This is a genomic window from Desulfuromonas carbonis (assembly GCF_054658035.1).
In genome coordinates this window covers 1,292,918-1,318,314 of record NZ_BAAHXR010000003.1, presented here as the reverse complement: position 1 = coordinate 1,318,314, position 25,397 = coordinate 1,292,918, and the positions used below count along the sequence as shown (strand labels likewise).

General features: G+C 64.1%; 23 protein-coding genes. 4 read left to right on the top strand and 19 right to left on the bottom strand.

Going from position 1 to position 25,397, the window contains the following annotated elements; translation table 11 throughout:
- Positions 1-61: 61 nt before the first annotated feature.
- A complete protein-coding gene (locus ACYQ8E_RS13040; protein ID WP_082820101.1) occupies positions 62-316 on the top strand; it encodes a transposase in 255 nt (84 codons plus the stop codon).
- A gap of 33 nt (positions 317-349) precedes the next feature.
- On the opposite strand, the gene ACYQ8E_RS13035 is transcribed toward ACYQ8E_RS13040, so the two are convergent.
- A complete protein-coding gene (locus tag ACYQ8E_RS13035; protein WP_066722912.1) occupies positions 350-1,564 on the bottom strand; it encodes an IS256 family transposase in 1,215 nt (404 codons plus the stop codon).
- A gap of 244 nt (positions 1,565-1,808) precedes the next feature.
- Positions 1,809-2,897, bottom strand: a complete 1,089-nt coding sequence (locus ACYQ8E_RS13030; RefSeq protein WP_066722910.1) for a sulfate/molybdate ABC transporter ATP-binding protein — start codon at positions 2,895-2,897, stop codon at positions 1,809-1,811.
- Positions 2,898-3,213: 316 nt separating this feature from the next.
- Between ACYQ8E_RS13030 and ACYQ8E_RS13025 the strand changes: the two genes are divergently transcribed.
- Complete coding sequence (locus tag ACYQ8E_RS13025; RefSeq protein WP_066722903.1) at positions 3,214-5,034, top strand: sensor histidine kinase; 1,821 nt, start codon at positions 3,214-3,216, stop codon at positions 5,032-5,034.
- A gap of 23 nt (positions 5,035-5,057) precedes the next feature.
- Here the strand turns inward: ACYQ8E_RS13025 and ACYQ8E_RS13020 are convergent, their stop codons facing one another.
- Together ACYQ8E_RS13020 and ACYQ8E_RS13015 are read right to left on the bottom strand one after the other, a co-directional pair.
- A complete protein-coding gene (locus ACYQ8E_RS13020) occupies positions 5,058-5,588 on the bottom strand; it encodes a hypothetical protein (protein ID WP_066722901.1) in 531 nt (176 codons plus the stop codon).
- Positions 5,575-6,120: an RNA polymerase sigma factor gene (locus ACYQ8E_RS13015; protein WP_066722899.1), complete on the bottom strand. Its 546-nt coding sequence runs from the start codon at positions 6,118-6,120 to the stop codon at positions 5,575-5,577. The genes ACYQ8E_RS13020 and ACYQ8E_RS13015 overlap by 14 nt, the downstream gene beginning before the upstream one ends.
- 169 nt (positions 6,121-6,289) lie before the next feature.
- On the opposite strand from ACYQ8E_RS13015, the gene ACYQ8E_RS13010 reads away from it, so the two are divergent.
- Positions 6,290-6,913 carry a DUF6448 family protein gene (locus ACYQ8E_RS13010; protein ID WP_066722897.1) on the top strand — a complete coding sequence of 208 codons (624 nt, stop codon included), beginning with the start codon at positions 6,290-6,292 and terminating at the stop codon, positions 6,911-6,913.
- A gap of 123 nt (positions 6,914-7,036) precedes the next feature.
- Here ACYQ8E_RS13010 and ACYQ8E_RS13005 read toward each other — a convergent pair whose 3' ends face one another.
- From ACYQ8E_RS13005 to ACYQ8E_RS12960, 10 genes are all read right to left on the bottom strand, one after another.
- A complete protein-coding gene (locus tag ACYQ8E_RS13005) occupies positions 7,037-8,704 on the bottom strand; it encodes an ASKHA domain-containing protein (protein WP_066722894.1) in 1,668 nt (555 codons plus the stop codon).
- 4 nt (positions 8,705-8,708) lie between these two features.
- Positions 8,709-9,731 carry a uroporphyrinogen decarboxylase family protein gene (locus ACYQ8E_RS13000; RefSeq protein ID WP_442856872.1) on the bottom strand — a complete coding sequence of 341 codons (1,023 nt, stop codon included), beginning with the start codon at positions 9,729-9,731 and terminating at the stop codon, positions 8,709-8,711.
- Complete coding sequence (locus ACYQ8E_RS12995) at positions 9,725-10,792, bottom strand: uroporphyrinogen decarboxylase family protein (RefSeq protein ID WP_066722889.1); 1,068 nt, start codon at positions 10,790-10,792, stop codon at positions 9,725-9,727. Before ACYQ8E_RS12995 ends, ACYQ8E_RS13000 begins: the two co-directional genes overlap by 7 nt.
- Positions 10,789-11,448 (bottom strand): corrinoid protein, encoded by a 660-nt coding sequence (locus tag ACYQ8E_RS12990; RefSeq protein ID WP_066722886.1) that lies wholly within the window; start codon positions 11,446-11,448, stop codon positions 10,789-10,791. Before ACYQ8E_RS12990 ends, ACYQ8E_RS12995 begins: the two co-directional genes overlap by 4 nt.
- A gap of 16 nt (positions 11,449-11,464) precedes the next feature.
- Entirely contained in the window at positions 11,465-12,280 is an 816-nt protein-coding gene (locus tag ACYQ8E_RS12985; RefSeq protein WP_082820099.1) for an ABC transporter permease, read from the bottom strand.
- Between the two features lie 2 nt (positions 12,281-12,282).
- Positions 12,283-13,134 carry an ABC transporter ATP-binding protein gene (locus ACYQ8E_RS12980; RefSeq protein ID WP_082820098.1) on the bottom strand — a complete coding sequence of 284 codons (852 nt, stop codon included), beginning with the start codon at positions 13,132-13,134 and terminating at the stop codon, positions 12,283-12,285.
- On the bottom strand, positions 13,131-14,168 hold the full coding sequence (locus tag ACYQ8E_RS12975) for an ABC transporter substrate-binding protein (RefSeq protein ID WP_066722881.1): 1,038 nt from the start codon (positions 14,166-14,168) through the stop codon (positions 13,131-13,133). The genes ACYQ8E_RS12980 and ACYQ8E_RS12975 overlap by 4 nt, the downstream gene beginning before the upstream one ends.
- A gap of 252 nt (positions 14,169-14,420) precedes the next feature.
- Positions 14,421-15,917 carry a glycosyltransferase gene (locus tag ACYQ8E_RS12970; protein ID WP_231875361.1) on the bottom strand — a complete coding sequence of 499 codons (1,497 nt, stop codon included), beginning with the start codon at positions 15,915-15,917 and terminating at the stop codon, positions 14,421-14,423.
- A gap of 44 nt (positions 15,918-15,961) precedes the next feature.
- Complete coding sequence (locus tag ACYQ8E_RS12965; protein ID WP_066722879.1) at positions 15,962-16,408, bottom strand: hypothetical protein; 447 nt, start codon at positions 16,406-16,408, stop codon at positions 15,962-15,964.
- Positions 16,405-17,229, bottom strand: coding sequence for a sulfurtransferase (locus ACYQ8E_RS12960; RefSeq protein WP_066722877.1), 825 nt, complete (start codon positions 17,227-17,229; stop codon positions 16,405-16,407). Before ACYQ8E_RS12960 ends, ACYQ8E_RS12965 begins: the two co-directional genes overlap by 4 nt.
- On the opposite strand from ACYQ8E_RS12960, the gene ACYQ8E_RS12955 reads away from it, so the two are divergent.
- On the top strand, positions 17,228-18,598 hold the full coding sequence (locus ACYQ8E_RS12955) for an MptA/MptB family glycosyltransferase (RefSeq protein ID WP_066722874.1): 1,371 nt from the start codon (positions 17,228-17,230) through the stop codon (positions 18,596-18,598). The genes ACYQ8E_RS12960 and ACYQ8E_RS12955 overlap by 2 nt on opposite strands.
- On the opposite strand, the gene ACYQ8E_RS12950 is transcribed toward ACYQ8E_RS12955, so the two are convergent.
- The 5 genes from ACYQ8E_RS12950 to ACYQ8E_RS12930 form a co-directional block, all read right to left on the bottom strand.
- A complete protein-coding gene (locus ACYQ8E_RS12950; RefSeq protein ID WP_066722871.1) occupies positions 18,507-19,256 on the bottom strand; it encodes a glycosyltransferase family 2 protein in 750 nt (249 codons plus the stop codon). The genes ACYQ8E_RS12955 and ACYQ8E_RS12950 overlap by 92 nt on opposite strands.
- A complete protein-coding gene (locus tag ACYQ8E_RS12945) occupies positions 19,246-20,670 on the bottom strand; it encodes a mannose-1-phosphate guanylyltransferase/mannose-6-phosphate isomerase (protein WP_459861065.1) in 1,425 nt (474 codons plus the stop codon). Before ACYQ8E_RS12945 ends, ACYQ8E_RS12950 begins: the two co-directional genes overlap by 11 nt.
- Before the next feature lie 50 nt (positions 20,671-20,720).
- Entirely contained in the window at positions 20,721-22,544 is a 1,824-nt protein-coding gene (locus ACYQ8E_RS12940) for a VTT domain-containing protein (protein WP_066722865.1), read from the bottom strand.
- 17 nt (positions 22,545-22,561) lie between these two features.
- Positions 22,562-23,404, bottom strand: a complete 843-nt coding sequence (locus tag ACYQ8E_RS12935; RefSeq protein ID WP_066722862.1) for a hypothetical protein — start codon at positions 23,402-23,404, stop codon at positions 22,562-22,564.
- 82 nt (positions 23,405-23,486) lie between these two features.
- Complete coding sequence (locus ACYQ8E_RS12930) at positions 23,487-25,388, bottom strand: sulfurtransferase (protein ID WP_066722858.1); 1,902 nt, start codon at positions 25,386-25,388, stop codon at positions 23,487-23,489.
- Positions 25,389-25,397: the final 9 nt, after the last annotated feature.

Sequence of the window (25,397 nt, the reverse complement as noted above, 5' to 3'; positions counted from 1 at the left end):
CGAGGATTGAGGTAGGCTGGAAAAAGTGGACACCATCCTATTAGCCTGAGAGGTTAATAGGATGGTGTCGCTTGGGTGTATACCGAGGCCGTTTTATTCAGATGAATTTAGGCAGGAGGCTGTCAGCCTGGTTGTAAATGGTGGACTGACGGTTGCAAAGGTCAGTCGTCGATTAAGCGTGTCGCAGCAGACGTTGCGCAACTGGATCAAAAAGTATCGTAGCAAAGGGCAAATTTCTTTTGGTAACCGGTCCGTGTCGGATTTGGTAGTAGAGGTTTCAAGGCTTCGCAAAGAGCTGGCAGAGACGGCGGTGTAAATCAGTTTGTGTAAATGGCTTGGGTTTTTGTCGTCAGTAAACCGGCAACCTGCCTTCGAACAAGATGGAGAACCGGTTGAGGGCGGCCTTCCAGTCCCGAATCGGCAGGGTCCATTTCTTGGCGATATTATTCAGCGCCAGGTAGAGCAGTTTGAACATGGCTGCATCGTTGGGGAATGAGCCCCGGTTCTTGGTGACCTTGCGCAGCGACATGTTCAGCGATTCGATCGCATTGGTGGTGTAGATCACCTTGCGAATCTCCGCCGGGTAGGCGAAAAACGGGGTGATTCTCTCCCAGTTGCGCCGCCAGGACTGGCCGATGGAGGGGTGGGTTTTATCCCACTTCGCTTCGAACTCCGTCAGGTTCATTTCGGCCTGCTCGGCCGTCGCGGCCTGGTAAATGGACTTCAGATCGGCCGCCACTTCCTTGCGCTGTTTCCATGAGACGTAGCGGAGAGAATGGCGCACCATGTGAACGAGGCAGAGCTGGACCTGGGTGCGAGGAAAGACTGCTTCGATGGCCTCGGGGAAACCTTTGAGCCCGTCCACGCAGGCGATGAAGATGTCTTCGACACCCCGGTTTTTCAACTCGGTCACCACCTGTAGCCAGAACTTGGCGCCCTCGTTCTCGGCCACCCACATGCCCAGGACCTCCTTGATGCCGTCCAGGGTGACGCCCAGGGCCAGGTAGACCGCTTTATTGCTGACGTGGCCGTTGTCTCGCACCTTGACCCGGACCGCGTCCATATAGACGATGGGATAGAGGGCGTCGAGCGGTCGGTTCTGCCAGATCTTGACCTCGTCCGCGACGGCATCGGTCACGCTGGAAATGAGGGCGGGAGAGACCTCGACGCCATAAATCTCTTCCAGATGCCCCTGGATCTCCCGGGTCGTCATCCCCCGGGCGTAGAGGGAGATGATCTTGCCGTCGAAGCCGGCGAAGCGGGTCTGGCCCTTGGGAATGATGAGCGGCTCGAAGCTGCTGTCCCGGTCACGCGGAACCTCGATCGGCAGTTTGCCGAATTCGCCCTTGATGGTTTTGGCCGACTTGCCATTGCGGGCATTGCCGCCTTTCGTGGCCACGGGAGCATGCTTCTCGTGCCCCAGGTGTTGGGTCAATTCCGCTTCCAAAGCTCGTTCCAGAAGGGCCTTGGTGAGCTGTTTAAGCAAGCCGGTTTCGCCGATCAGGTCTTCGGGCTTCTTGTAGTCGGCAAGCAGACGGTCCAGCAGATCTTTTTCGATGGCCATGGGGGCTCCTTAGAGGGTGGGGTCCCGGTGTACCCCTGAATGGCCATTTACACAATCTTTTTTCCTGATTAGGTCCGATTCTCAGCTTGATGCGGATCGCCCCTACAAGAGCCCAAGCCGTAGCGATGAATTGAACAATGGGGCCCCTACATATTGGATGCCCAAGGTGCTCTCGCCCCTCAGCTGAGAATTAGGGCTAATCAGGATCTTTTTTACACCCTCGCAGAGACCCGACTGGAGAGGCTTAAATCGTTTGTGCAGGGTCTTCATTTTCCTCGAAAACCTGCATCTTGAGCGGCCTGACGAACACCCGGTCACCTTCCCGCAGGTTCAGCAGCCGCAGACGCTCCGGCGGCATCTCGGCTTCCAGCAACTCCTTGCCGTCGGCACTTTCCAGCTCGACCAGGGCGGTCGGCCCAGCCGAATGGAGGTGGACCACCCTGGCCTCGACTTCCCCCGGGCTCTCCTGCTGATCGCTGACCGCCAGATCCTGGGGGCGGACGAAAGCCACAACGGGACGGTTCCGGCTTTTGCGCAATTCCGGAAAACAGACCTCGACATTGCCGATCCGGACCAGTCCGGCCTGGACTACCCCGTGAAAGACGTTGACGTGGCCGAGAAAGTTGTAGACGAATGGCGTAGCCGGCTGGTTGTAGATCTGTTCCGGTGTGCCGGTCTGCTCGATCCGTCCCTCGTTCATGATCACCACCTGGTCGGCGACCTCCAACGCCTCGACCTGGTCGTGGGTGACGAACAGGCTGGTGATGTGCAGCTCGTCATGCAGCCGCACCAGCCAGCGCCGCAACTCCTGGCGCACCTTGGCGTCGAGGGCGCCGAAGGGTTCGTCCAGGAGGAGCACCTTGGGGTCGGTCGCCAGAGTCCTGGCCAGGGCAATGCGTTGCCGTTGACCGCCGGAGAGCTGCGAAGGGTAGCGTGCCGAGAGGTCCTCTAGCTGGACCAGGCGCAGCAGATCGAACACCCGGTCGCGGATCTCAGCCCGGCTGAGCCGTTCCCGGCGTTTCTGAACCTTCAGGCCGAAGGCGACGTTATCGAAGACCCGCATGTTGCGGAACAGCGCATAGTGCTGGAAGACGAACCCGATGCGGCGCTTGCGCACCGGCACTCCGGTGACATCCTCCCCCTGCAGAAAAATGCTCCCCGCATCCGCGGCCTCCAGCCCGGCGATGATCCGCAACAGGGTGGTCTTGCCCGAGCCCGAGGGGCCGAGCAGCGCCATGAGCTTGCCGGCAGGCACCACCAGGCTGACGTTGTCCAGTGCGCAAAAAGAACCGAATGTCTTGCGGATATTCCTGACCTCGATCCCCGCTTCCATGCCGACTCCTTCTGGTCACCAGCTTTTGGGAACCAGTTTGGTGGTTTGGCGTGATTCTCTTTACCAGAATAGTACCAAAGTCTCCGGAGCGCGCCGATTACCGAACAGTGCCGATCACGCGCTGCTGGGAAAAAACCCTGTTTTCCCCGAAGAAAACGGATATGGAGAAGACATGGCATCCAATTTGCGATACATATCAGTGATGGTTTGGCGATTTTGTTGCCCAAGGCGACGACCAGGGCTGCAGAAGTACATGCCGATCAACGACTCGCTGGTAGATGGCCCGCTCTTCACGATGCGATAATCGGGGACGTAGATGACCATTTTCATGAGCATCAAGGGGCGTTTGATCCTCGCGGCAACCGTCATCATGCTCCTCAGCGCGCTGGTTCTGGGCGGCTATTCCTACCAGAACCAGGTTCGGCAGCTGCGGCATCGCTTCAGCGACCTGGCCATTCACGACCATCACCTGTTCGAAACCATCCTGCAATCCGATGCCGACGGTCTGCGCCGCGCCCTGACGGGGCTGAGCCGCCTGGAACCGCTGCTCGAACCGTTCGCCCGGGGCGATCGTTCCGCCCTGCTGGCGGCCGTACAGCCGGTTTTCACCGAGCTCAAAAGCCAGCATCACATCACCCACATGTACTTCATCTCCCTTGACGGCGAGGTCTTCCTGCGCGCCCACAGGCCGGAGCAGTTTGGCGACAGGCTGGAGCGGGCGACCTACCTGCGCGCCGCGGCGACCCGCTCGACGGCTCACGGCCTGGAAATGGGACGCAATTTTTTCTCCCTGCGCTGCGTCACCCCGATCTATCTGCACGGCACCCATATCGGCTATCTGGAGGTGGCCGAAGAGATCGATCACATTTTCGAGCAGATGAAGCACATCACCGGCAACGATTTCGGCCTGTTCCTGCCTGCCAGCTACCTTGAGTCGTACGATTCGGCCCTGCGCCCCGATGCCGAGGGCGACTTCAGTCTGCTCTACCCGACCAACCGGGAAACCTTCCTCCTGCTCGCTGACCGCTTGAACGGCCTGCTCGGTCGGGGCCTGGAAAGTTTTGCCGTCGAGCCTTCGCGCCTCGCCGGGCAAGAGTATCTGATCGGCGTCGGACCGGTCCGGGACGCCTTTGACCAAACCGCCGGCGTGCTGGTGACACAGCGCAACATCACCCTGTTGCACGACGCCCTCTGGCGCGGGGTGGTGTCGAGCCTGGCAGGATTTGTCGCCATCCTCGTGGTCGGCAACGCCCTGCTCTATCTCTCCATGCGCAAAAGCCTCAACCTGTTTCAGTCCCTGCACCAGCACATCCGGAACGTCACCCAATCCTGGGACAGCAAAGCCCGCCTGCAGATCGATACCCGCGACGAAATCGGTGAGCTGGCGACCGATCTCAACCGGTTACAGGACGAGATGCAGAAGATGCAGACCTCCCTGCAGCAGCGGGCCAGCGAACTGGCGGCGGCCAACCAGGAGTTGGAAGCGTTCGGCTACTCGCTCAGCCACGACCTGCGCACGCCGCTGGCCAAGATCGCGTCGGCGGCGGAGATCCTGCGGGAGAACTATGCAGCCAGCGTGGATGAGGATGGTCAGTTCCTGCTCACGACCATCTGCGCCGGCAGCGAACAGATGGACCGGTTGATCGAAGCCATCATGGTCTTGACGAAGAGCACCCGCAAGGAGCTGGCTCTGGAGACGGTCGATCTGGCGGCGCTGGCCCGCGAGGTGGCCGCCGATTGCGCCGACACCGACCCCGAGGAGCGCCGCGTCGAGTTCATCGCACCGGATCAGGTGCTGGTGCAGGGCGATACGCAACTGCTGCGCCCGGTGCTGAGCAACTTGCTGGAGAATGCCTGGAAATACACCCGCGAGCAATCGGCCCCGCGCGTTGAATTCGGCGTCGAAGAGCGTTCCGGCAAACAGGTCTTTTTCGTCCGGGACAACGGTATCGGCTTCGACATGCACGAGGCCGGCAAACTGTTTCAACCGTTCCAGCGCCTGAACAATGCCAGCGGGTTTGCGGGGACCGGCATCGGCCTGGCGACCGTGCAGAAAATCGTGCAGCGGCACGGGGGGCGGGTCTGGGCCAAAGGGAAGCTGGGGCAGGGGGCGACGTTCTTTTTCACCTTGAGCTGAGGGCGCAACCAGGCAGGAATGCTTCAGGCCAGGCGCTGGCGCAGGGTGCGAGTCAGGGCGAATCCGGCCAGATTGCCGAGGGCGGCGCCGGGAATCCAGGCCAGGGAGGCGACGACGAACGCTTCGCTGCCCAGCATCACCAGCATAAAATAGGCGATCGCAGCGTAACCGAGGAAAAAGGTGGTACTGAATCGCCTGGCCCAGGCCAGCTCGGTGCGCCGCAGCAGCAGACCGCACAGAATCCCACCGCAACTGACGAACAGCAGGCCGCAGAACAGGTAGAAGAACAGCGCCGGGGCACCGGCATGTCCGGCGTGCAAAGAGAGATGGCCGCCCAGGCCGAGACCGAACTGCGGGCAGACGGTCAGGGTGGCCAGCCCCGTGGCGATCTGGGCCAGGGTCATTTTCAGACCGGTCTGCCAGGTTTGCCGCCGCATCTCCCTGCCGATCCGCGCGCTGACAGCCTCATCGAGTGCCGGGCCGGGCGTTATCGGTCCTGTCGTTTCGAAATCGTGAAACTCCCGGTATATCTGGTCTTCGTCATGACGGGTCATGAGTCATCTCCTTGCCACCCAGTAACCGGCGCAGCCTGCCAAGGGCGCGGCTGGCCAGCTTCCGGGCATTGGCCGGCGACAGTTCGAGCTGCTCGGCGATCTCGGTAAAACTGAACCCCTGGCCGAAGCGCAGTTCCAACACCCGGCGCTGATCCGGGCTGAGCGTGGCGAGCGCGGGCAGCGCCTCGTGCAGAGGCGCCGGGTCCGGCACGTGGTCGGCAACGGCTGCCGCAACCTGCTCACCATCCAGCACGATGCGTGCGCTGCGGGTTTGCTCCCGCCGCGCGGCATCGATCAGGGCAGTGCGCACGATGGTAAACAGCCAGGGGAGAAACGGCAGCTCATCCCGGTAGTTGTCGCGGCTGCGGTGCAGTTTCAGAAATACGGCCTGAAAAACGTCTTCGGCCGCAGTCCGATCGCCTGACCGCTTCAACAGATAGCCCATCACTCGGCATTTATGCCGGGCGTACAATTGATCAAAGGCCGCCTGTTCTCCCCGGGCATAGGCCTGCATCAACTCTTCATCGGTCACAATTCCCGCTCTCCCCCGCTCTCCCCTTTTAAGACTATACGCAGCAGAACGTCCGGATGTGACGATCGGCAAAAAGACCATCGAACTGTCACATCTGCCGCCGTCGCTGCGTATTTACCAACAAGATGACCCGCATGTTCATTTTACCCATCGCCGAAGGAGAAGAAAGATGCCAAAGACACGTTTTGATCGCTTCCTGCTGCTGACCCTCGCTGCCGCCCTGCTGCTGACGCCCCAATTCACCTGGGCCCACTGCGACACCCTCGACGGACCGGTGGTGATTGACGCGCGTGCCGCACTGGCCGCACAGGATGTCACAACCGTCCTCAAATGGGTCCGCGCCGAGGACGAGGCAGAGATTCGCGCCGCCTTTGCCCAGACGCTCAAGGTGCGGCACCTCGATGGCAGCGCACAAGAACTGGCCGACCGCTATTTCTTTGAAACGCTGGTGCGGGTTCACCGGGCCGGCGAAGGTGCCCCCTACACCGGCCTGAAAGCCGGAGCGACCGTGCCGGCGCCGATCGCCAAGGCCGACCGGGCGCTGGAACAAGGCTCGGTCGACCAACTGGCGAAGGCCATCGCCGCCCATGTGGAGCAGGGGATTCGCGACAAGTTCGCTGCCGCCCATGCCAGCCGTCAACACGCCGCCGACAGCATCGCCGCCGGCCGCGCTTTTGTCGCCGACTACGTGACCTACGTGCACTACGTGGAGGGGATTGTCGAGGCGGTGCATGCCGGGCCGCACCACGGGACACCTAAACCGGAGAGTCATGGTGGCGGACACGCCCATTGACGGTTCGCCAGTTTACGAACAACCGGCCGGCCGGTGCAAGATACACTGAACTCTTGAGCTGCAGGTTGAATTCCCGGATTCGGGAAGGACTGCTGGATGGTTACGCGTGCGGGGGGGGAGGGATCAGAAACCGAGACTGGCGACGAAAACCTGTGCGAACTCCGCGTGGTGGGCCAGCTCCAGCACCTCGATCTTCCCGACCAGCTGCTGCAGGTGCGGGCGGCAGTCGCGGTTGAGGAGCAGGGCCTGGCTGCCGCTCTTGGCGGTGTTGCCGACGAATTCGATCCGTCCGGCGAACTCCGGGGGGAGCAGGCCGATGGTCAGCAGGCTCTCCGGGCGCAGGTGCAGGCCGAAGGAGCCGGCAATCAGCACGCCGTCGAGCTGCTCGGGGGAAAGACCGACCTGGCGCAGCAGCAGGTCGATCCCGGCCCGGATCGCCCCCTTGGCCAGCTGGACCTGGCGCAGATCGCCGCGGGTCAGCACCACCTCGTCGGCGATGACAAAGACCGGCTTTCCGTCCCGCGCGACCAGCCGGGCGCCGAGGCTGGCGGGCAGGCTGTCGGCCGAGCGCAAAAAGCCCCCCGCCCTGGTGACCACGCCGCTGCGCAGCAGCTCGGCGACGGCATCGAGCAGGCCGCTGCCGCACAGGCCGAGCGGATCTCGCTCGCCGATGGTCTGCAGGGCGATCGCCCCGTCAGCGTCGATCCGAACGCGCTCGATCGCTCCGGCGGCGGCGCGCATGCCGCAGCGGATGTTCATCCCCTCGAAGGCCGGTCCGGCGGCGGTGGAGGTGGCAAAGAGTCTGCCCTGGTGGGCGAGGATCATCTCGCCGTTGGTGCCGATATCGATCAGCAGCATGCTGCGCGTCTCGCTATCGAGGCCGGCGGCGAGCAGCCCGGCGCTGAGGTCGGCGCCGACATAGGCCGAGATGATCGGCGGCAGGTAGACCTGGCCGACGGCGGCGATCTCAAGGCCGAACTCGGCAGCCGGGTGGCGGCTGCCGCCGCTCAGGGTCGGGGTGTAGGGAGAGTGGCCAAGGGGGGAGGGATCGGTGCCGGTCGCCAGGTGCAGCATGCAGGTGTTACCGCACAGGACCGCTTCGTAAATCGCTTCCCGCCCGATCCCGGCAGCAGCCGCCACCTCGGCGGTCAGCTGGTTGAGGGCGTCAAGCAGCTCGCCGCGCAGCTGCGACAGGCCGCCCTCCCGGGAAGCAAAGCGGATGCGCGACAGCACATCCTGGGCGTGACGCGCCTGGGGATTGAGACTGGAGGCGACCGCCAGCTCGGCGCCGGTGCGCAGATCGATGAGGGCGACGACCAGGGTGGTGGTGCCGATATCGACCGCCAGGCCGAACTGCTCGCCGCGGGTGTCCCCCTGCTCCACGCCGAGCAGGTCCTCGCCACTATGTACCAGCGTCTGGCCGGTAGCCGCCACGAACTCCTTGCCGACCGCCGGTCGCAGGGGGACGCTGCGGGCCGCTCCACCGTGGGCAATGCGCAGCCCCGTCTCGCGCTGGCGCTCCGCCAGTTCCAGTCGCAGATCGCCGCAGACCTGCTCCTGGCAGGCGAGAAGCCAGCCGTCCGCCTGTTCCGCACGGCTGAGGGCGTGGCGGGCGCCGACGATGGTCCGAGTCTCGCCGGCCAGGCGCCGCACCTTGCATTTGCCACAGGTGCCGACCCCGTCGCAGGGGGCCTCGATCACCACCCCCGCGCGCCGTGCCGCCTGCAGCAGCGTGGTGCCGACTTCAACCTCGACCTGGCGCGCGGCGGGGAAAAATTCGATCAGCGGCACGGCGTCAGCCCGCTTTGACCGTGCCGGTCAGGGCACGGATGTTGGCCAGGGCGCTGGCGGTGGAGAGACCGCAGGCCGGGGCGATGATGTCGACGCCGGCCCGGACCAGGCCCGCCGTCTGCCGCTCGATCTTCGCCGGATCGCCCGCTTCGAGCAGAAAGGTGCTGATGTTGCCCATGGTGGTCAGCTGCGGAAAGTCGTGCTTGAGCTGCGCGAGGTTGACCAGGGCGTCGGTACTCAGGGCATCGGCGCGCAGCCGGCCCACCAGCGGCCGCACGCTCTTGAGATCGCCGCAGATATGCAGAATCGCCGGCCGGCCGGCGGCGCGGATACTCCCGGTCAGTCGGTTCAGATACGGAACAGCGTAACTCTCGAACATTTTCGGCCCGAGAATCTCGCCGGTGGCGGTCGGATCGCCGATGGCCACCGCCGCGGCGCCGGCCTCGATCAGCAGCCGGGCGAACCCTTCCAGAAAAGCGGTCACATAATCGAGCACCCGATGGGCGTGCTCGGCATCCTTGCGCAACTCGCGCAGAAACTGCATCGGGTCGACAATCGACGCAGCGGTGGAGACCGGCCCGGTGAGGCTGGCGATGACCGGCTGCTCCGGGTGGCGGCGCGCCAGCGCCTCCACCGTCGCCGCGACGGTCCGGATGCGCCCGGCGCCGAGCAGCTCGGCCAGGGGGCGATAAACCACCTGCCGGGACGAGGGGAAGATTTCGCGGGCGATTTTCGGCTCGCAGCTCAGCGACCCGAAGTCGATCTCGCTGCCGAGCACTTCGGCCTCGACGGTCATGCAGAAGGGGACGCCGATATTCTCAAAGCCGGTCGCCTGCTGCACCTCCGTCGCCAGGGCCGCCATCAAACCGGCATCGTGATGGCCGGCCGGCAGGGTGACTCCGCTGGAGGTCATCACCTCGACCACCGCCGCGTTCATCATGCCGCCGGTACAGATGGCCGGCGGCCGGTCGACCGGCTGTCGGCTCAAGGTGCGTTGCAGGCGTTCCTTGGGGCTGAGACTCATGATCCCTCCGTCAGGGCATGCGGCTGGACCGGCCAGCCGATCTCGCGCACCGCCGCGAGCATGGCGTCAATATTGGCGAAGGGGGTTTCGGTCGGCAGGCTGCACCCCGAAGCGACGATATAGCCCCTGGGCGCGGCGTGCGCCTGGCGCACGCCATCGCGCACCGCCTGCCGCACCGTCGCCGGCGTCCCCGACAGCAGGACCGCCGTCGGGTGGACATGGCCCATGATCCGGACCCGGTCGCCGATCTTCGCGGCGGCCGCGGCCAGGTCGACCTCGTTGTCGAGACTTAAGGTATCGGCGCCGGTGGCGACCATCCCCTCCCAGCTCTTTTCGGTCTTGCCGCAGATGTGTAGGGTCACCGGCTTGCCCTGGCGATGGATGAAGTCGACCAGTTCGGTCAGGTAGGGCTGGGCAAAGGTCGCGAACTGGCGCGGGCTGATCACCGTGCTCGACGCCATCGGCTCGGTGAGGCTGGGGGTGCCGCCGGCGGCGATGATCGCCGCCGCGAAGCCGATGGCGCTGTCCAGGGCAATCCGGCACAAGCGATGGACGGCCTCCGGATCCTTCAGCATCAGCCGGCTCAGTTTTTCGGCCCCGATCAGGAACGAGGCGGTGGTCAGCGGGCCGGTGACGGCGGCGCTCACCGGCACCTGGTCGCCGATGGCGGCCAGGGTACGCTCCAGAGCCTCCAGGTGCCGCGGCAGCAGGCCGTCGCGGCGGGGGTCAGCAGGTTGCAGCGCGGCGATACCGGCCACGTCGTCGATGGCCGGCGCGGCGAGATAGGCGGTTTCGTCCTCGGGAAGGGTCACCGTTGCTCCCATCGCCTCGGCCAGTACGTAGAGGTCGGTGAAGATGCGGACGTTGTCGTAACCGAAGCGGCGCCAGGCGGCGGTTTGCGCCGCGGCAAGCAGGCGGGCATCGGCACGCAGGGCGCGCACCTTGACGCCGAGCACCCGCGCGGCGCCATTGCCGACGATCGGCACGCACGGCAGGCGGTCGATGGGCTCGCCCCGCCCCCAGGCGGCCAGCCGCTGGACAGGTGTCAGCGCATCGCGGTTCATGCCGCGACCTCGCTGCTGGCCGTCAGGCGCCGCACCAGCTTGACCGCCTCGGCGGCGTTGGCGGCGTAGCCGTCGGCGCCGATGCGACTGGCGAAGCCCTGCGAGATCGGCCCGCCGCCGACGATCACCCGGAAGCGCTGGCGATTGCCCCGCTCGTCGAGCAGGCGCACCACCTCGCCCATCCCGTCCATGGTGGTGGTCATCAGGGTGGAGAGGGCGATGACCTGCGCGTCGATCCGCTCGGCGGTGGTGACGAATGCGAGCGGTGCGATGTCGCGGCCGAGGTCGGTGACCTCGAAGCCGGCGGCCTCCAGCAGAATCCGCACCAGGTTCTTGCCGATGTCATGGGTATCCCCCTGGATGACACCGATCACCACCCGCACCTTGTCGGCCGCCGCGGCGACCCGCAGGTGCGGCCGCAGAATCTCCAGCCCGGCATACATGGCGTCGGAACACATCAACAGTTCGGGGATGAAATACTCCTCCTCCTCGAACAGCGCGCCGGCCCGTTCCATGCCGATCGCCAGCCCCTGGTCGATGGCGCGGTAGGCGTCGATATTCCGGCGGATCGCCTCCTGCGCCAGCGCGACGGTTTGCTCCTCGTCCATTTCGACCACCGCGGTGGCCAGGGCTTCGAACAGTTCCTGATCTTGCATCCTTGGTCTCCTTGCGTCAGCGCACCCAGAAGAACAGGCGGCGTTTGATCTTTTCCAGCAGGGCCATGGCGGAAAAGGCCACCAGGCCGGTGTAGAGGATGCCGGCGACCATGCGCGGATAATCGGCGTAGTCGGCATAATACTGGACGAAACGCCCCAGCCCCTTGTGGGCGCCGAAGAGTTCGGCCACCGTCAGCATGATGAAGGAGAGGACCAGCCCCACTCCCAGTCCCGAAAAGACCTGCGGCAGGGCCGCCGGCAGGACCACCCGGCGCAGGTAGGGAAGATAGGCGATGCCGAGGACCCGGGCGTTGTCGCGGTGGCGCTGCGGGGTCTGGGCGGCACCGGCGGCGGTATTCACGAAGATCGGCCAGAAGGCGCCGACAAAGACCACGAAGATCGCCGCGGTGAAAAAACTCGGCAGCAGGGCGATGGCATAGGGGATGTAGACCGTCGGCGGAATCGGCGCGGCGACCCGGGCGAAGGGGTTGAAGGCGCGCGACAACCAGCCGCTGGTGCCGACCAGCAGCCCCCAACCGATGCCGGCGACGATCGCCAGGCCGTAGCCGGGGAGAAAGATCAGCAGCGACGCCCAGGTCCCCTGCAACAGTTCGGGGAGCGACTGCCAGAGGGCGACGGCCGTCACCCGCGGGGTCGGAAAGAGTCCCGGGTTGGGGAGCTCGACGGCGGTGGTGAGAAACTGCCAGAGCCCGAGCAGGGCGAGAAAAAAGAGCCACCCTTCGCGACCCTGCACGCCGGGAAATCTCCAGGCGGCAGATTGCCCGCGGGGTTGCGCGCCGATGACGGCGGTTCTCAGTTGCGATTCAGCCATGTTCAGATTCCTTCCGCCGGCGAGCTGATTTGTTCCTCCGCGGCGAGGCGCCGCTGGATGTCGGAGCGATAGAGCTCGTCGATCTGCTGGCGCAACCTCTGGTAGCGCCCGTCGGCAAAGACCTGGCGACGCTGGCGCGGGCGCTCGAAGGGGACCTCCAGATCGGCGATCACCCGGCCCGGAGTGGAGCCGAGCACTACCAGCCGGTCGCCGAGAAAGAGGGCTTCCTCCACGTCGTGGGTGACGAAAACCACGGTCTTGCGCGGCTGTTCCGCCCGCCAGATCTCCAGCAGCAGATCCTGCAGGCGCAGGCGGTTGACCGGGTCGAGGGCGCCGAAGGGCTCGTCGAGGAGCAACACCGGCGAGCCGAGGGCGAGGACGCGGGCGATGGCGGCGCGCTGCTGCATGCCGCCGGAGAGCTCGAAAGGGTACTTCTTCGCGGTCCCGGCCAGGCCGACCATCTGCAGGTAGGCCGCCGCCAGCTCCCGGCGCCCTTTGCGCGGCATCTCGGGCAAGGACTTTTCGAGGGCCAGGCCGATGTTGTCGGCGAGGTTCAGCCAGGGGTAGAGGGAGTAGTCCTGAAAGACCACCCCGCGCTCGATGCCGGGACCGCTGATCGGACTCCCCTGCCAGTGCAGACTGCCGGTGCTGGGCACCTCAAGCCCGGCGAGGAGGCGCAGCAGGGTGGTCTTCCCCGAGCCGGAGGGGCCGAGCAGGCAGACAAACTCGCCGGCCGCGATCTGCAGCTTGATCTCCCGCAAAATTTCGGTCTCGCCGTAGGAGAAGCGCACCCCTCCCACGGCAAGCCCCCCCCTCCGCGAACTCTCTGCTGCCGAAAATGCTCCTGCAGTCATGAACGATCCCGTGCGTTGAAGATCTCCCAGAGCTTGGCCCAGAAGGCCTCCTTGGGCTCTTCTCTGGTCAGTTCAAAGAGCGCCAGCCGGTAGATCTCGGTATTGATGTAGGGGGCGATCGCCTTGTTCGACTCGACGAAGCCGCTTTTCTGCATGGTGCTCCAGAACTCCTCCACCCCCTTGACGTTGGGGTCGGAAGACTGGTCGAGATGCGGGCTGTAGTAGGCCTTCTCGATCAAGGCCGCGTCGAGCTTGAGATATTTGGTGATGATCGCCACGGTCTCCGGCCGATTTTCGCTGGCGAACTTTTCGGCCTTGAGGATCGCCCGCAGGAAGTGCTTCCAGGTCTCGGGATGATCCGTGGCGCTGGCGTTGCTGACAGTCAGGCGGCAGCAGGGATGGCCGGGGGAGAGTTCGTCGCTGCGGATCACCACCTTGAGCCCCTGCTCCTCGGCGCGAAGATCGTGCGGACCCCAGACCAGGCCGGCATCGACCTGGCCGGACTTGACCGCTTCGATCACCGCCGGCGGGTTTTTCAGCTCAAAGATTTCGACTTCGGTTTTCCAGTCGATACCGGCCTGATTGAGGGCGCCACGCAGCACCGCATCGCCACTGGCCAGGCGCACCGTGGCGACCTTCTTCCCTTTCAGGTCAGTCACTTTCCGCACCTTGTCGGCGTTGGCCGCGGTGGTGATCAGCGCCGCGTCCTGCCCCATGATCCCGCCGATCACCTGGATCTCGGCCCCCTTGGCGATATGCACCAGCGGCGCGGTGGTGCCGAAGGCGCCGACGTCGAGCTGACCGGCGCGAATCGCCGACAGGCCGTCGGCCGAGTTGTGGAACTGGATCAGTTCGACATCGAGCCCTTCGGCAGCGAAGAACCCCTTGTCCTGGGCGATGAAGAACTTGGCGTGGCCGGTCACCGGCAGGTAGCCGACCTTGAGCGGGGTTCCGGCCAGGGCCGGCAGGGCCGACAGCACCAGCAGGGTGACGGCGGCAAGGGGGGTGAGACGATGCAACAGCGAAATATTCATGGTCGATCTCCTTTGGCCTTAAGCGTGGCGTACACGTCAGGCAGAAAAAAAGAGGCCAGAACACCGTCACCCCGGAAGAGAGGGGGGAGAAGCATTCTGGCCTCCGGTTGGTCCGGTCAGCCGGTTGGTTGTCAATGTCGCCTGGGCAAAACTATAAAAGCGCCGGCGGACGCCTGTCAAGAAAAAACTTATTTGCCTATCGTTTTTATCGTCTTTTACTCAGGGGCGCTCCGTTTTCTCCCGGTCCGGTGCTTAACGGCTGCTGCGCATAGAGAAGTAGCGTGTCAGCCGATCACTCCCTTCGCGCCAGATCAGCAGCAGAAAGCCGGCGGGAAAGAGCGCCGCCAGCGGAATGGCGGCCCAGACGCGCCGATCCCAGGAGAAGGCGAGGGGGAGCAGGCTGTAGGTGAAGAGCAGCAGATTCAGCAGCAGATAGGCGCAGCCCTTCTGGGCATAGATGTTCGACAGCGCACGGCGGCGACCGCGACCGGTCAGGCCGAATTTAGGGGTGCGCTCAAAGATCCCGCCGCGCCGGGTCAACCCCTGGAAGATGGCAAAGAGGAGGCTGGGAGCCAGGCCGATACAGAGTGCGGGGAGCAGCGGCAGATAGCGCAGGCTGGCAAAGTTGCGCCGCACCAGCAGGTGGAGCAGAAAGAAAAAGGTCAGGGCGGCGCTGGCGCCGAAAAAGAGCGGCAGATCGAGGCGCAGCAGCTGGTAGGGACCGATGCCGACCCGCCAGGTCATGACCGGATAGAGGGTCAGCACGATCAGGGTCGCGAGGAGCCAGCCGAAGTTCGCCAGCAGATGAAAGCCGGCCTCGACCTTTATCTGGAGCGGCAGCGGCGCGCGCCAGATGCGCGGCAGCAGTTTGCGCGCGGTCTGCAACGATCCCTTGGCCCAGCGCTGCTGCTGGCTGCGGAAGGCCGCCAGGGTCACCGGCAACTCCGACGGGACGGCGACCTCATCCAGGCAGATAAAACGCCAGCCTGCCAATTGGGCGCGGTAGCTCAGGTCGAGGTCTTCGGTCACGGTATCGGCCTGCCAGCCGCCGGCTGCTTCGATCGCCTGACGCCGCCAGATGCCGGCGGTGCCGTTGAAGTTGAAAAAGAGGCCGCGGCGAAAGCGGACCAGGTGTTCGATGCGGAAATGGGGTTCGAGCAGGATCGTCTGCACCCGGGTCAGCCAGGAGTGTTCACTGTTGCAGAAACTCCAGCGGGTCTGCACCATGCCGATCCGCGGGTCACGAAACTGCGCCACCGTGCGGCGCAGAAAATCGGGCGACGGGATAAAGTCGGCGTCGAAAATCGCCACCAGCGATCCCCGGGCACTCTTCAGCCCCGTCGCCAGCGCACCCGCCTTGTAGCCACTGCGCTCTGTGCGGCGGATCACCTGCATGTCGATGCCGCGCTGCCGCCAGTAGGCGCTGCGCGCATCGACCAGCGCACAGGTTGCGTCGTTCGAATCGTCCAGTACCTGAATTTCGAGGCGTTCTGCGGACCAGTCGAGGGCGGCAGCCGCATCGAGCAGGCGCACTGCGACGAATTGCTCATTATAGAGTGGCAGCTGCACGGTCACGATCGGCAACTCTTCCCCCGCAGCGGCGGAAGGGGGCAAGGGATCGGGCCGGTGCCGCTCGTTCATCCAGCAGGCCAGCAGCCAGAGCCGGTGCAGGCCATAACAGGCCAGTCCGGCCAGCGAGGTGAAATAGAGCCCGGCACAGAGCCGGGCAAAGAGATCAGTCAGGGTCACGGGAACCAGAAAACCTTTCCTTCTTTGGGGGCCGTGGTGCGGCTTCAGCCATCTTCACCAAGCCGGCGGTTCTCAAACAGATAGTGGCGCGGATGCCAGGCTTTGAGCTCGGCCCGGCTCCCTTCAAGCGTGAGATCGGCGACCGGCAGCAGCCAGAATTTCTGGCTCCACAACTGCCAGTTTCCCTGTAATTGCAGCTGACCGTCAAGATCGCTGCGACCAACCGCCAGCACCTGTCCGTCGCGCGGCTTGTCGTTATGCCGCACCAGGGCGTAATCGCTCTGCGGTGCAAGTCCGTGCGCACTGAAGCGGAATACTCCCTGGGCCGGATCATAGCGCAACTCCCCCGCGGCGCCCCCCGCAACCACCTGCCAGTTGCGTGGATCCTTGGCTTGCAGCCAGAGCACCTGTTCGGCCATCGCCGCTCCCCTGCTTCCCGAAATCAACAGCAGGGCCAGGAGCAGCGCGCCGATGAAACGGCGCGCGGTCAAGGTTGCGACCGGCGGTTCCAGGCTTCCATGCTCCCCTCGTAATTACGCCCGTTCGGCAGGCCCGCAAGCTGGTAGACCAGCCAGGCGTAGGCCGAACGGATGCCACCGGCACAGTAAAAAACGACCGGCTTCGACGGATCGATCTCATTCCTGGCGAGGAGTTTTTGCAGCGCATCCGGTGTCAGAGGGGCACGATTTTCACCCTGGTAAAAATCCTCCCAGGGGATGCGCACCGCACCCGGAACCCGCCCCTTGACCCATTCGAGCAAGGAGCGGACATCGACCAGCGTCTGCGCCTGCGGGGCCTGCACGATCTCCTCTGTAGAGATATACAGTTCCGCGCGCGGCGCAACCTGATAGGCGGCACTCTCTTTCACTGCCGAGGTTTCGCCGGTCAGGGGGAGTTGCGCCTGCCGCCAGGCCTGCACGCCACCGTCCAGCAGGCGGATCGGTCCCCGATGTCCCAGCCAGGCGAGCAGCCAGACGGTCCAGCCTTCACCGCCCCAGCTGGTGTCGGCATCGCCATAGACCACCAGCGGTGTTTGTTCGCTGATGCCGAGTTGACCCAGGGCGGCAGCCAGTTCCTGCGCCGGCCAGGGGCGGTAGGGGATTCCTTGCGCGTCGGTTCTGGTGTAATCTTCCCACGAAAATGAATGCGCTCCGGGCAGATGCCCGGCCGCCCACTCTGCCTTGGGGCGCGCATCGAGGAGCACCCATGCCTCGCTCTGCTGCTGCAGGGTCGCCACCGTGATCAGGCCAAGATCGACTTGATGGTTGGTTCCGGCTTCCACCGCGTAGACGGGTGACAGAAAAGCTGCCATGAACAGTCCTCCCGCCAGCCATAATCGCTGGAAAAATTTAACCCGTTTGACTCCGCTGCTCCTGGTCATCCTTGGCTCCTTTTTATGGTTGGCCCGGCAAGCCGACCTGCGCCTGGTCGTGCCTGAACTGATCGGGGTTTGCGCCCTCGCTGTGATGATGCTGGGGCTGCTGGTTTTTGTCTGCGCGCGCGGCCTGATCCGCTGCCCGACGCTGTTGATTCTGGCGGTGGCCCTGCTGTTGCGCCTCGTTTTTGTCGTCGCGCCGCCGCAGCTCTCCGATGATCTCTACCGGTATCTGTGGGATGGCCACCAGCTGCGCCAGGGGGTCAATCCCTACGCCGCCGCCCCCGCCGTTGCCCCGGCATCCGCCGACCGGGAGGCGCTGCGCGGGTTGATCAATCATCCCGACCTGGTCACCATCTATCCGCCGGCGGCGCAACTGTTGTTTGCCGCCGGCACCCTCTTCGGCGACGGCGTTACCAGGTTCAAGCTCTTTCTGGTGCTGCTCGATCTCGTTCTGTGTCTGGTGCTGCTGGGCCTGTTGACCGTTTTACGCCGTCCCCCCTGGTGGCTCATCCTCTACGCCTGGAATCCGCTGCCGGTCCTCGAAATCGCGGCTTCGGGGCATATCGACGGGGCAGCCATGCTGTTTCTGCTGGCCGCCCTGCTGGTGCTGCTGAAGGAGATTCCCCGTTCGCCGCGCGCGGCGGTCGCCACCACCATCGCCGGGGGACTCTTCGCGGCGGCGGTGCTGGTTAAACTCTTCCCGCTGGTTTTTTTGCCGGCGCTTCTCCTTTTGTGCCGGGGTGTGCGGCGCTGCTTTCTGGGCGGCTTTCTTCTCGTGGCCCTGCTCCTCAGCCTCCCCTTCTGGCCGGAACTGCAGAACGGGCTCGACACCCTCGATCTCTATCTGCGCAACTGGGAGTTTGCCGGACTGGCCTATCGCGCCCTGCGCGATCTGACCTCGGGAGGCACGGCGCGCCTGCTGCTGGCGACAACCTTTGGTCTGGCAGCAGCGGGGCTCTATCTGCGCGCCGCGCGGCAGGCGACGACAACGGCAGTTATTCAAACCAGCTATGCGGTCACCCTGCTTTTCCTGCTGCTGACCACAACCCTGCACCCCTGGTACGCCCTCTACCTGGTGGCACTGCTGCCGCTGGCCGGCGGCCCGGCCGGGCTGGCGCTCGGCTGGTCGGTGCTGCTCGGCTATCAGGTGCTGACCCCCTATGCCATCCTTGGCCAGTGGCAGGAACAGTCCTGGGTCGCGGCGGCGATTGTCAGCGCTCCGCTTTGTACGCGCCTTGCAACGCGACTGGCGTCGCGCTGGTCGCCGTCAAGCGTTCACGACCGATCACCCACAGAATCCTGACCCCCGCCCTGATTACGCCGCTGACCGTGCGGCTGATCTTCGAATCTCCGGCCATCCGCGCCCGATAGGGAAGCGGCAACTCCAGCACCCGCAGCCCCGCCTTGAGGGCGCGAATCTGCATTTCGACCGTCCACCCGAAGCTGCGATCCTGCATGTCGAGACGTTCCAAAGCGGTCCAGCGGATCGCGCGCAGCGGGCCCAGATCCTCATAACGGTGCCCCCAACCAAGTCGGATCAGCCGCGTGGCCAGCCAGTTGCCGAAGCGCTGCTGTGCGCTTAAGGCGCCGCGCCCCTCGGGGATGCGCCGCGCCAGGGCCAGATCACAACGGCCGGCGGTTATCAGGGAGAGCAGCTGTGGCAGATTTTCCACGCCATCGCTGCCGTCGGCATCGGCAAAGGCGACAAGCTCCGGCGGATTTTCGCGCAGAACCGCCAGTCCGGCCAGGCAGGCGGCGCCATAACCGGGGCGCGCCGCGTAAACAACCTCGGCCCCGGCGACGCGGGCCACCTCGCCGGTGGCATCGGTCGATCCGTTGTCCACCACCAGCACCCGCGTCACCTCGGCAGGCACCCGCGCCAGCACCTGCGGCAGCGCCAGTTCCTCATTGCGGGCCGGGATGATCAGGGCGATCGCCGACGGTCTGTAGCTAGCGTCCATATTCATCCTCAATCCGCGTAATATCGTCCTCTTCGAGGTAACCTCCCGACTGCACCTCAATTACCTGCAACGGCACCGCACCGGGGTTCATCAGGCGGTGCACCACCCCCGCCGGGATCCTGGCCGAGTCGTTTTCGCTGATTAGCAGAACTTCGTCACCTCTTTCCACCTGCCCCACCCCGCTCACTACCACCCAATCTTCGGCACGATGCTGGTGGAGCTGTCGGGAGAGCGCCGCCCCGGGATCGACGGTAAGAAGCTTCAGTTTGAATCCTTGGCCCACGGCGAGGATTTCGTAGTGTCCCCACGGGCGCTGGCAGCGCCGCGGCCATATCGTTTCCGGCCGCTTCTGCTCCGCGAGGCGGGCAACAACCTGGGCAACCCTGTGGGCGCTCTCTCTGGAGGCGACCAGTACTGCATCCCCGCTTTCCACCACAATGCAGTCCTGCAAGCCGACGGCAACCAGCAGTTGCCTGTCCGAGGAGAGATAACAGCCGGTGCTCTCTTCCGCCATCACGTCACCCCGGCAGACATTCCCAGCGCCGTCCTTGCCGGCCACCTCCCAGACTGAGGGCCAGGTACCGAGGTCGAACCAGCCGGCAGCCAGCGGAACAACCCGGGCGCGCCGGGTTCGTTCCAGGACCGCCCGGTCGAGCGAAAGGTCGGGGCAGGCAGAGTAGCCGGCGGCGCCCAGCCGGACCGATCCGTCCGTCGAAGCCACCGCGTCACGCCAGGCCGATCGGCAGGCCACCAGCACCTCGGGTGCATGCTCCGCCACCTCGGCAAGCCAGGTGGAAGCACGCACCAGCAGCATCCCGCTGTTCCAGAAGCAGTCCCCGGTTAAAAGCATTTTACGGGCACTCTCCCGATCCGGTTTCTCAACAAAGGAACAGACGGCCGCGGGAGGGGGCGCAGCGGCCGCACGAATATAGCCGAAGTTGGAGTCGGCCGTCGTCGGAACGACGCCGAACAGAATGATATCACCCGCGGTTGCCGCAGCGATGCCCATCTCGACCCCGCTCGCGAAAGCCGCCTCATCGGTGATCTGGTGATCTGCGGGCAGGACCAGCAACAGAGGATCATCGGCAGATTGCGCGTGCAGGGCCGCCACGGTCAATGCCGCCGCCGTATTGCGACCGGTCTGTTCCAGCAGGATCGTTCCCACCTGAAAACCGTGGATTCGTAACTGATCGGCCACAGCAAGCTGGTGATCCGCATGGCAGACAATGACCGGATCGCCGCACTGCGCCAACGCGCGCGTCCGCGACAGCGTATCGAGCAACAACGATCGGGCGCCGTCGAAAGAGAGCAGATACTTGGGATATCCAGCCCGCGAGAGGGGCCAGAGCCGGGTGCCGCTGCCCCCCGCCATAACCACCGGCAGGATGGGCAGATGCGCTGCGCCACCGATCAAAGCAGAAGGAATAGGATCCTCACGATGGAACATCTCGCCCCTTGCCCCCCTCAATGCTCCTTGGCATCGATCGCCTGCCCCCCCAGTTTCCCCTTGAGAACGGGGAGCAGCGACACCAGCCCTACCAGCCCGATCCCCAGCAGAACCCGGGGCGAAATGCTGCCGCGCAGCAAATCGAACAGCGAACTGGAAAAGACGATGAAGGCGATACAGGCCGGCAGCATGCAGACAAAGGTCGCGACCACATACGGCACAAACCCGACCCTGGTCAGGCCGAAGGCGTAGTTCAGCAGGTTGAACGGGAAGGCCGGAATCAGCCGGGTAAAGGCTACCACCTTCCAGCCATGCTGGCCGACCTCGGCATCAAGCTTGCTCCAGGTCGGTCCGGTCAGTTTGGCGGCCACCCAGTCGCGGGCCAGATAGCGGGCGACCAGAAAGGCCAGCGCCGAGCCGGTGGTGGCGCCGATAATGGTATAGACCACTCCCCAGACCGGGCCGAAAAGCAGGCCACCAACGAGAGTAATCGGCAAACCAGGCAAAAAGAGGACCGGCGCCAGGGCATAAATCAGCATGTAGATCAATGGGGCGAGCACGCCATAGTCGGCAATCAGGGCCTGGAGTTTCTCCTGCTGCAGATACTGGTCTGCTCCGGAGAACTGAATCGTGGCGATGACGGCTGCCAGCAACGTTAGCAGGATCAAAGGTTTCAACGCCGATTTTCTGGATGACGAATTTTCAGGAAGAATGTTTCTCTCACGGCTCACGGCAAATCCCTCTTTACGGTTGTAGGCGCTTTTCAGGCGCAGTCGATTCAGATAAGTCCAGGGCGCTTTGGCGCCTCTTTTACGATCGGCCAAAGTCGCCTGCGGAGCAAACAGGATGTCGACCAGATGGCTGGTGGGGGTCTGGGTGCCGAGTGCCTGTACACAACCGGCACAGTAGCTGATGGTGCGACGGCCCGCGGCTTCGCGCCGGCGCAGGTCTTGCCATTCTGCCGCCAGTTCGGGCTGGAGCAGGTCGACCCCCCCTCCCTTGCCGCAGCAGACCGTGTTCGGGCCCGAATTGGGCATCTCTTCCACCGTCAACCCCTGACGCTGCAGCAGGGTGCGCACCGCCGCATGGGTCGGGGTCGAATTGCGGATGACGCAGGGGTCGTGCACCGTCACCGTGCCGCTGGCCTTTTGTGGTTGCAGCCCGGAATCGGCCAGCGCTTCCCACACCGTACGTACCTGCAGCCCGGCACCGAAACGTTCGAACATGACCTGACAGTTGGGGCAGGCGACCAGCACTTCCTTGACCCCCTGCGTCACCAGCCAGTCGCGCATCTCGCTGAACATGCTGTCGACATAGGCTTCGCGGCCGAGACTGTGCGAGGGCTTCAGACAGCAATCGAAGACGATGCCGACCTGCGGGTCGCCTTGCTGCAGCTGGCTGAAGACCTGGTTGACCCCGCCGGGACGGGTGCCGGAGAGGGAACAACCAGGAAAAAAAATCGTCGTGCAATCGTGCGGAAGCCGGTAGAGAGTGAAGCGTTTTGAGGTGCCGAGCTTTTCGTAATTTTTCAACGGCGCGTGGGCGGCGAATGCGCCGTGATGGCGATCGACCGCCTCCCGGCGCATTTCGAGGAAAAAATCGTCAAGCGGCAGCTGCTGGGGGCAGACCGCGTTACACAGGCCGCACAGGGTGCAATCGAACGCGCTGGTCAGACTGGCCGGGGTGGCGCCATCGAGGGCGGCGGCGATTTGCAGCGGGTTGCCGCTGCGCTGCAGATAGGGGCACTGGGCGACGCAGATGCCGCACTCATCGCAACCGACAAGAATCTCGGACTGGTGCGTCCGCAATTGCACCCGCAGTTCGGAACTCGTTTGTGCCATGAAACAATCGCTCACTTTCAGGGGGTGGCGAAACTGAGCGCCAGGGTGTAGGTCGCACCGGCTGCGGTGTTCTGGCCGTAAATTGCCGGCGTCCAGGCCGCCTCGATCGCCCAGGCCGGGGTCAGCTTGTAGCCAATGGTCAGATCCAGCTTGGCCAGGTCGAAGTTATTGGTGGTGGTCGGATTACCGGTGGCGTCGGTGCGGGCGCCGTTGTCGACACTGAAAATGCCATCCAGTTTCCCGCGGGTGTAGACCTTTTCCGCCAGGTCGAAACCGATTTCGACCAGATAGCGGATCTCGTCGGACGGCGCTCCATCGCGCCAGCGATAGCCGAGCTCCAGGTTGGTGTAACCGGGGAGCAGCGGGTAGAGGGAACGACCGTAGAGTATTTTCCCTTCGATATCGTACTGGCCGTTGCCCAGCGGCAGATAGTCGTCCTCGTCGTAGGCCTCGGGGATTTTCACCAGTGCCTGCACCGAAAAGATCCCCAGATCATTGTCGAGCAACCGCTGTCGCAAGCCGAGGTCGATATCGCCGACCCCCCAGGTCGTGTCGCGGCGCAGATCGCTGTCGTTTTTAATCCGTTTGTAAGCCAGCGAGCCGAAAATCGTCAAGGGGTCGGTCAGGCCGTATTCGAAGTAGTTGCTCAGGTTGTAATCGCTGAACTCGCCGTTGTTGGCGAAATCGACCCGGTCGCCGTCACCGTCGAAGTTGCGGTCGGCGAAATAGTAGTTGAGCGCCACCCGGTTGTAGAGATGCCCCGCTTTCTGGGTCCAGGCTCCGGCGAAGCTGAGGCTGGAAGTAGCGAGGAACAGAACCGCAGTGGAGATGAATATCTGTAGCAAAGGAAAAAGCTTCATCAGTCAGGCTCCAATTGGGAAAAAGTGGGCCGGCCCGGAGAGAGGGCCGACCCGAAATTAGACATCAGCGAGTGCCAAGGGCTTACTCGACCGGGAAATTGGTCGGGTCGGTAATGTTGTACTTGCCCCATTCGCGCCAGGAGCCGTCGTAGTTCTGCACCTCCGGGTAGCCGAGACTTTTGAGCACCAGGGCGGAGAAACCCGAACGGTAGCCCGACTGGCAATAGGTGATGACCCGTTTGTCCGGGGTGATGCCAGCGGCGAGGAACTGATAGAAGAGCGAGTCGGCATCTTTGAGCACCTTGGCGCCGGTGGCGGCGTCGTAGGTCAGCAGGTCGGACCATTCGAGCCAGATGGCGCCCGGCACATGCCCCGGATTGAGGCCGTCGGTGCGCGGCACGCTTTGCAGGTATTCGGTGGCCTGGCGGGTGTCGTTGATGACCGCCGCAGGGTCACTGATCGCCGCCAGAACATCGGCGGCCAGGGCCAGGCTGCCATCGTTGCCGACAATGGTGAAGCTGCTTGTGGCGACCGGGGTATTGACGGTCGTTTCGGTCGATTTGCTTTCACCGGTCCACTTCTTGTAGCCGCCGTCGAGGGCACGGGCGTCATGGCCGTAGTAGACGAAGGACCAGGCAACCCGCGCGGCGGACGAGCTGCTGTCCGCATCGTAAACGATCACGCGGTCGCCATCGACAATGCCGAGGCTGTTAGCGAGGGCAATGAACTCGGCTTGAGAGGGGAGCAGGCGCTGGACGCCATCGGCACGATCAACGGTCAACGCGTTTGCCGAAACGTTGATGGCGCCGGGGATGTGACCGGCCGCGTAGAGTGCCGCGGAGCGGATGTCGATGATCTTGGTAGTGGCCGGATTGGCCGCAAGTTCCGTTGCAAGCTCGTCGGTGCTGGCGAAATAGTCACTGATCGCGGCGGTGGGGTCGCGCAACGCTTCCAGCGTGGCGGTGGTGTTCTCCACCGGGAAGGCGGTGCCGTCGGTCTGTTTACCCCAGTCGTTCCAGGAACCGTCGTAGTTCTTCACGGTGTAGCCGAGACCGAGCAGCACCTGGGTGATGAAGGAGGAACGGATCCCCCCCTCGCAATGGGCAATGATCGTTGTGTCGGCGGTGACGCCACGGGCGGCGAAGTAGTTGCGCAGTTCGGTCTCGCTCTTCAGCACTTTGACCGGACGCGAACCATCGGCCAGCCAAACGCCAGCGGCGTTATCCTTGAGCACGTCGGCCCAGTCGATGAAGATCGCGCCGGGGATGTGGCCGAGGCGGTAGGCATCCCAGGTGGCGTTGGTCACCCCGGCGTATTCCCCCGGCACCCGGGCGTCGAGCACCACAAACGAGGAATTTCCCACCGCGGCACTCAGTTCTTCCTTGCTGGCCAGAATGCTGCGCTGGCCGCTGATGACGTAGCTGGTGGTGTTCGGGGTCGGCAGGGTCGGGGTGGTCACCAGCGGACGGCCATCGATCAGCTGCCACTTCTGGATGCCGCCATCGACCGAGAAAGCGCGGGCGTGCCCGTAATATTGCAGCGTCCAGGCCAGGCGCGGCGCCCAGCCGAAGCTGATGTCGTTGTCGTAGACCACCACGGTGGTGTCTGGGGTGATCCCCAGGCTGTTGACCAGGTCGACGAATTCCTGCTCGTTGACGATAAGGTATTTGACGTCCGAGGTGGCGCCGGCGACGGTGCGGGTGCGGATGTAGTCGCCATGCTGGACATTGATTGCTCCCTCGATATGCCCGGCGGCATATTCGGCCGCTGAACGGGTGTCGATGAGAACGACCTTTTCATTGACCGAGCCCTGTTGGACAGCGGCGACAAAATCGGTGGTGACGAAACTGTCACTCAAGGTGGTGATGGCAGCCGGCTGCGCATTGGCTGCCGTTTTGACATCACTGGAACTGCCGCAACCGACCAGCAGGCTGAGGGTGATGATTAAAAGGCCGACCAGAATGGGGATTTGAAACCTTTTCATGTTGCGTTC

Coding starts and splice junctions, on each gene's coding strand:
- ACYQ8E_RS13040 (WP_082820101.1), top strand. CDS start 62: ATGGTGTCGCTTGGGTGTATACCGAGGCCGTTTTATTCAGATGAATTT.
- ACYQ8E_RS13035 (WP_066722912.1), bottom strand. CDS start 1,564: ATGGCCATCGAAAAAGATCTGCTGGACCGTCTGCTTGCCGACTACAAG.
- ACYQ8E_RS13030 (WP_066722910.1), bottom strand. CDS start 2,897: ATGGAAGCGGGGATCGAGGTCAGGAATATCCGCAAGACATTCGGTTCT.
- ACYQ8E_RS13025 (WP_066722903.1), top strand. CDS start 3,214: ATGACCATTTTCATGAGCATCAAGGGGCGTTTGATCCTCGCGGCAACC.
- ACYQ8E_RS13020 (WP_066722901.1), bottom strand. CDS start 5,588: ATGACCCGTCATGACGAAGACCAGATATACCGGGAGTTTCACGATTTC.
- ACYQ8E_RS13010 (WP_066722897.1), top strand. CDS start 6,290: ATGCCAAAGACACGTTTTGATCGCTTCCTGCTGCTGACCCTCGCTGCC.
- ACYQ8E_RS12995 (WP_066722889.1), bottom strand. CDS start 10,792: ATGAACCGCGATGCGCTGACACCTGTCCAGCGGCTGGCCGCCTGGGGG.
- ACYQ8E_RS12990 (WP_066722886.1), bottom strand. CDS start 11,448: ATGCAAGATCAGGAACTGTTCGAAGCCCTGGCCACCGCGGTGGTCGAA.
- ACYQ8E_RS12985 (WP_082820099.1), bottom strand. CDS start 12,280: ATGGCTGAATCGCAACTGAGAACCGCCGTCATCGGCGCGCAACCCCGC.
- ACYQ8E_RS12980 (WP_082820098.1), bottom strand. CDS start 13,134: ATGACTGCAGGAGCATTTTCGGCAGCAGAGAGTTCGCGGAGGGGGGGG.
- ACYQ8E_RS12975 (WP_066722881.1), bottom strand. CDS start 14,168: ATGAATATTTCGCTGTTGCATCGTCTCACCCCCCTTGCCGCCGTCACC.
- ACYQ8E_RS12955 (WP_066722874.1), top strand. CDS start 17,228: ATGAACAGTCCTCCCGCCAGCCATAATCGCTGGAAAAATTTAACCCGT.
- ACYQ8E_RS12960 (WP_066722877.1), bottom strand. CDS start 17,229: ATGGCAGCTTTTCTGTCACCCGTCTACGCGGTGGAAGCCGGAACCAAC.
- ACYQ8E_RS12950 (WP_066722871.1), bottom strand. CDS start 19,256: ATGGACGCTAGCTACAGACCGTCGGCGATCGCCCTGATCATCCCGGCC.
- ACYQ8E_RS12940 (WP_066722865.1), bottom strand. CDS start 22,544: ATGGCACAAACGAGTTCCGAACTGCGGGTGCAATTGCGGACGCACCAG.
- ACYQ8E_RS12935 (WP_066722862.1), bottom strand. CDS start 23,404: ATGAAGCTTTTTCCTTTGCTACAGATATTCATCTCCACTGCGGTTCTG.
- ACYQ8E_RS12930 (WP_066722858.1), bottom strand. CDS start 25,388: ATGAAAAGGTTTCAAATCCCCATTCTGGTCGGCCTTTTAATCATCACC.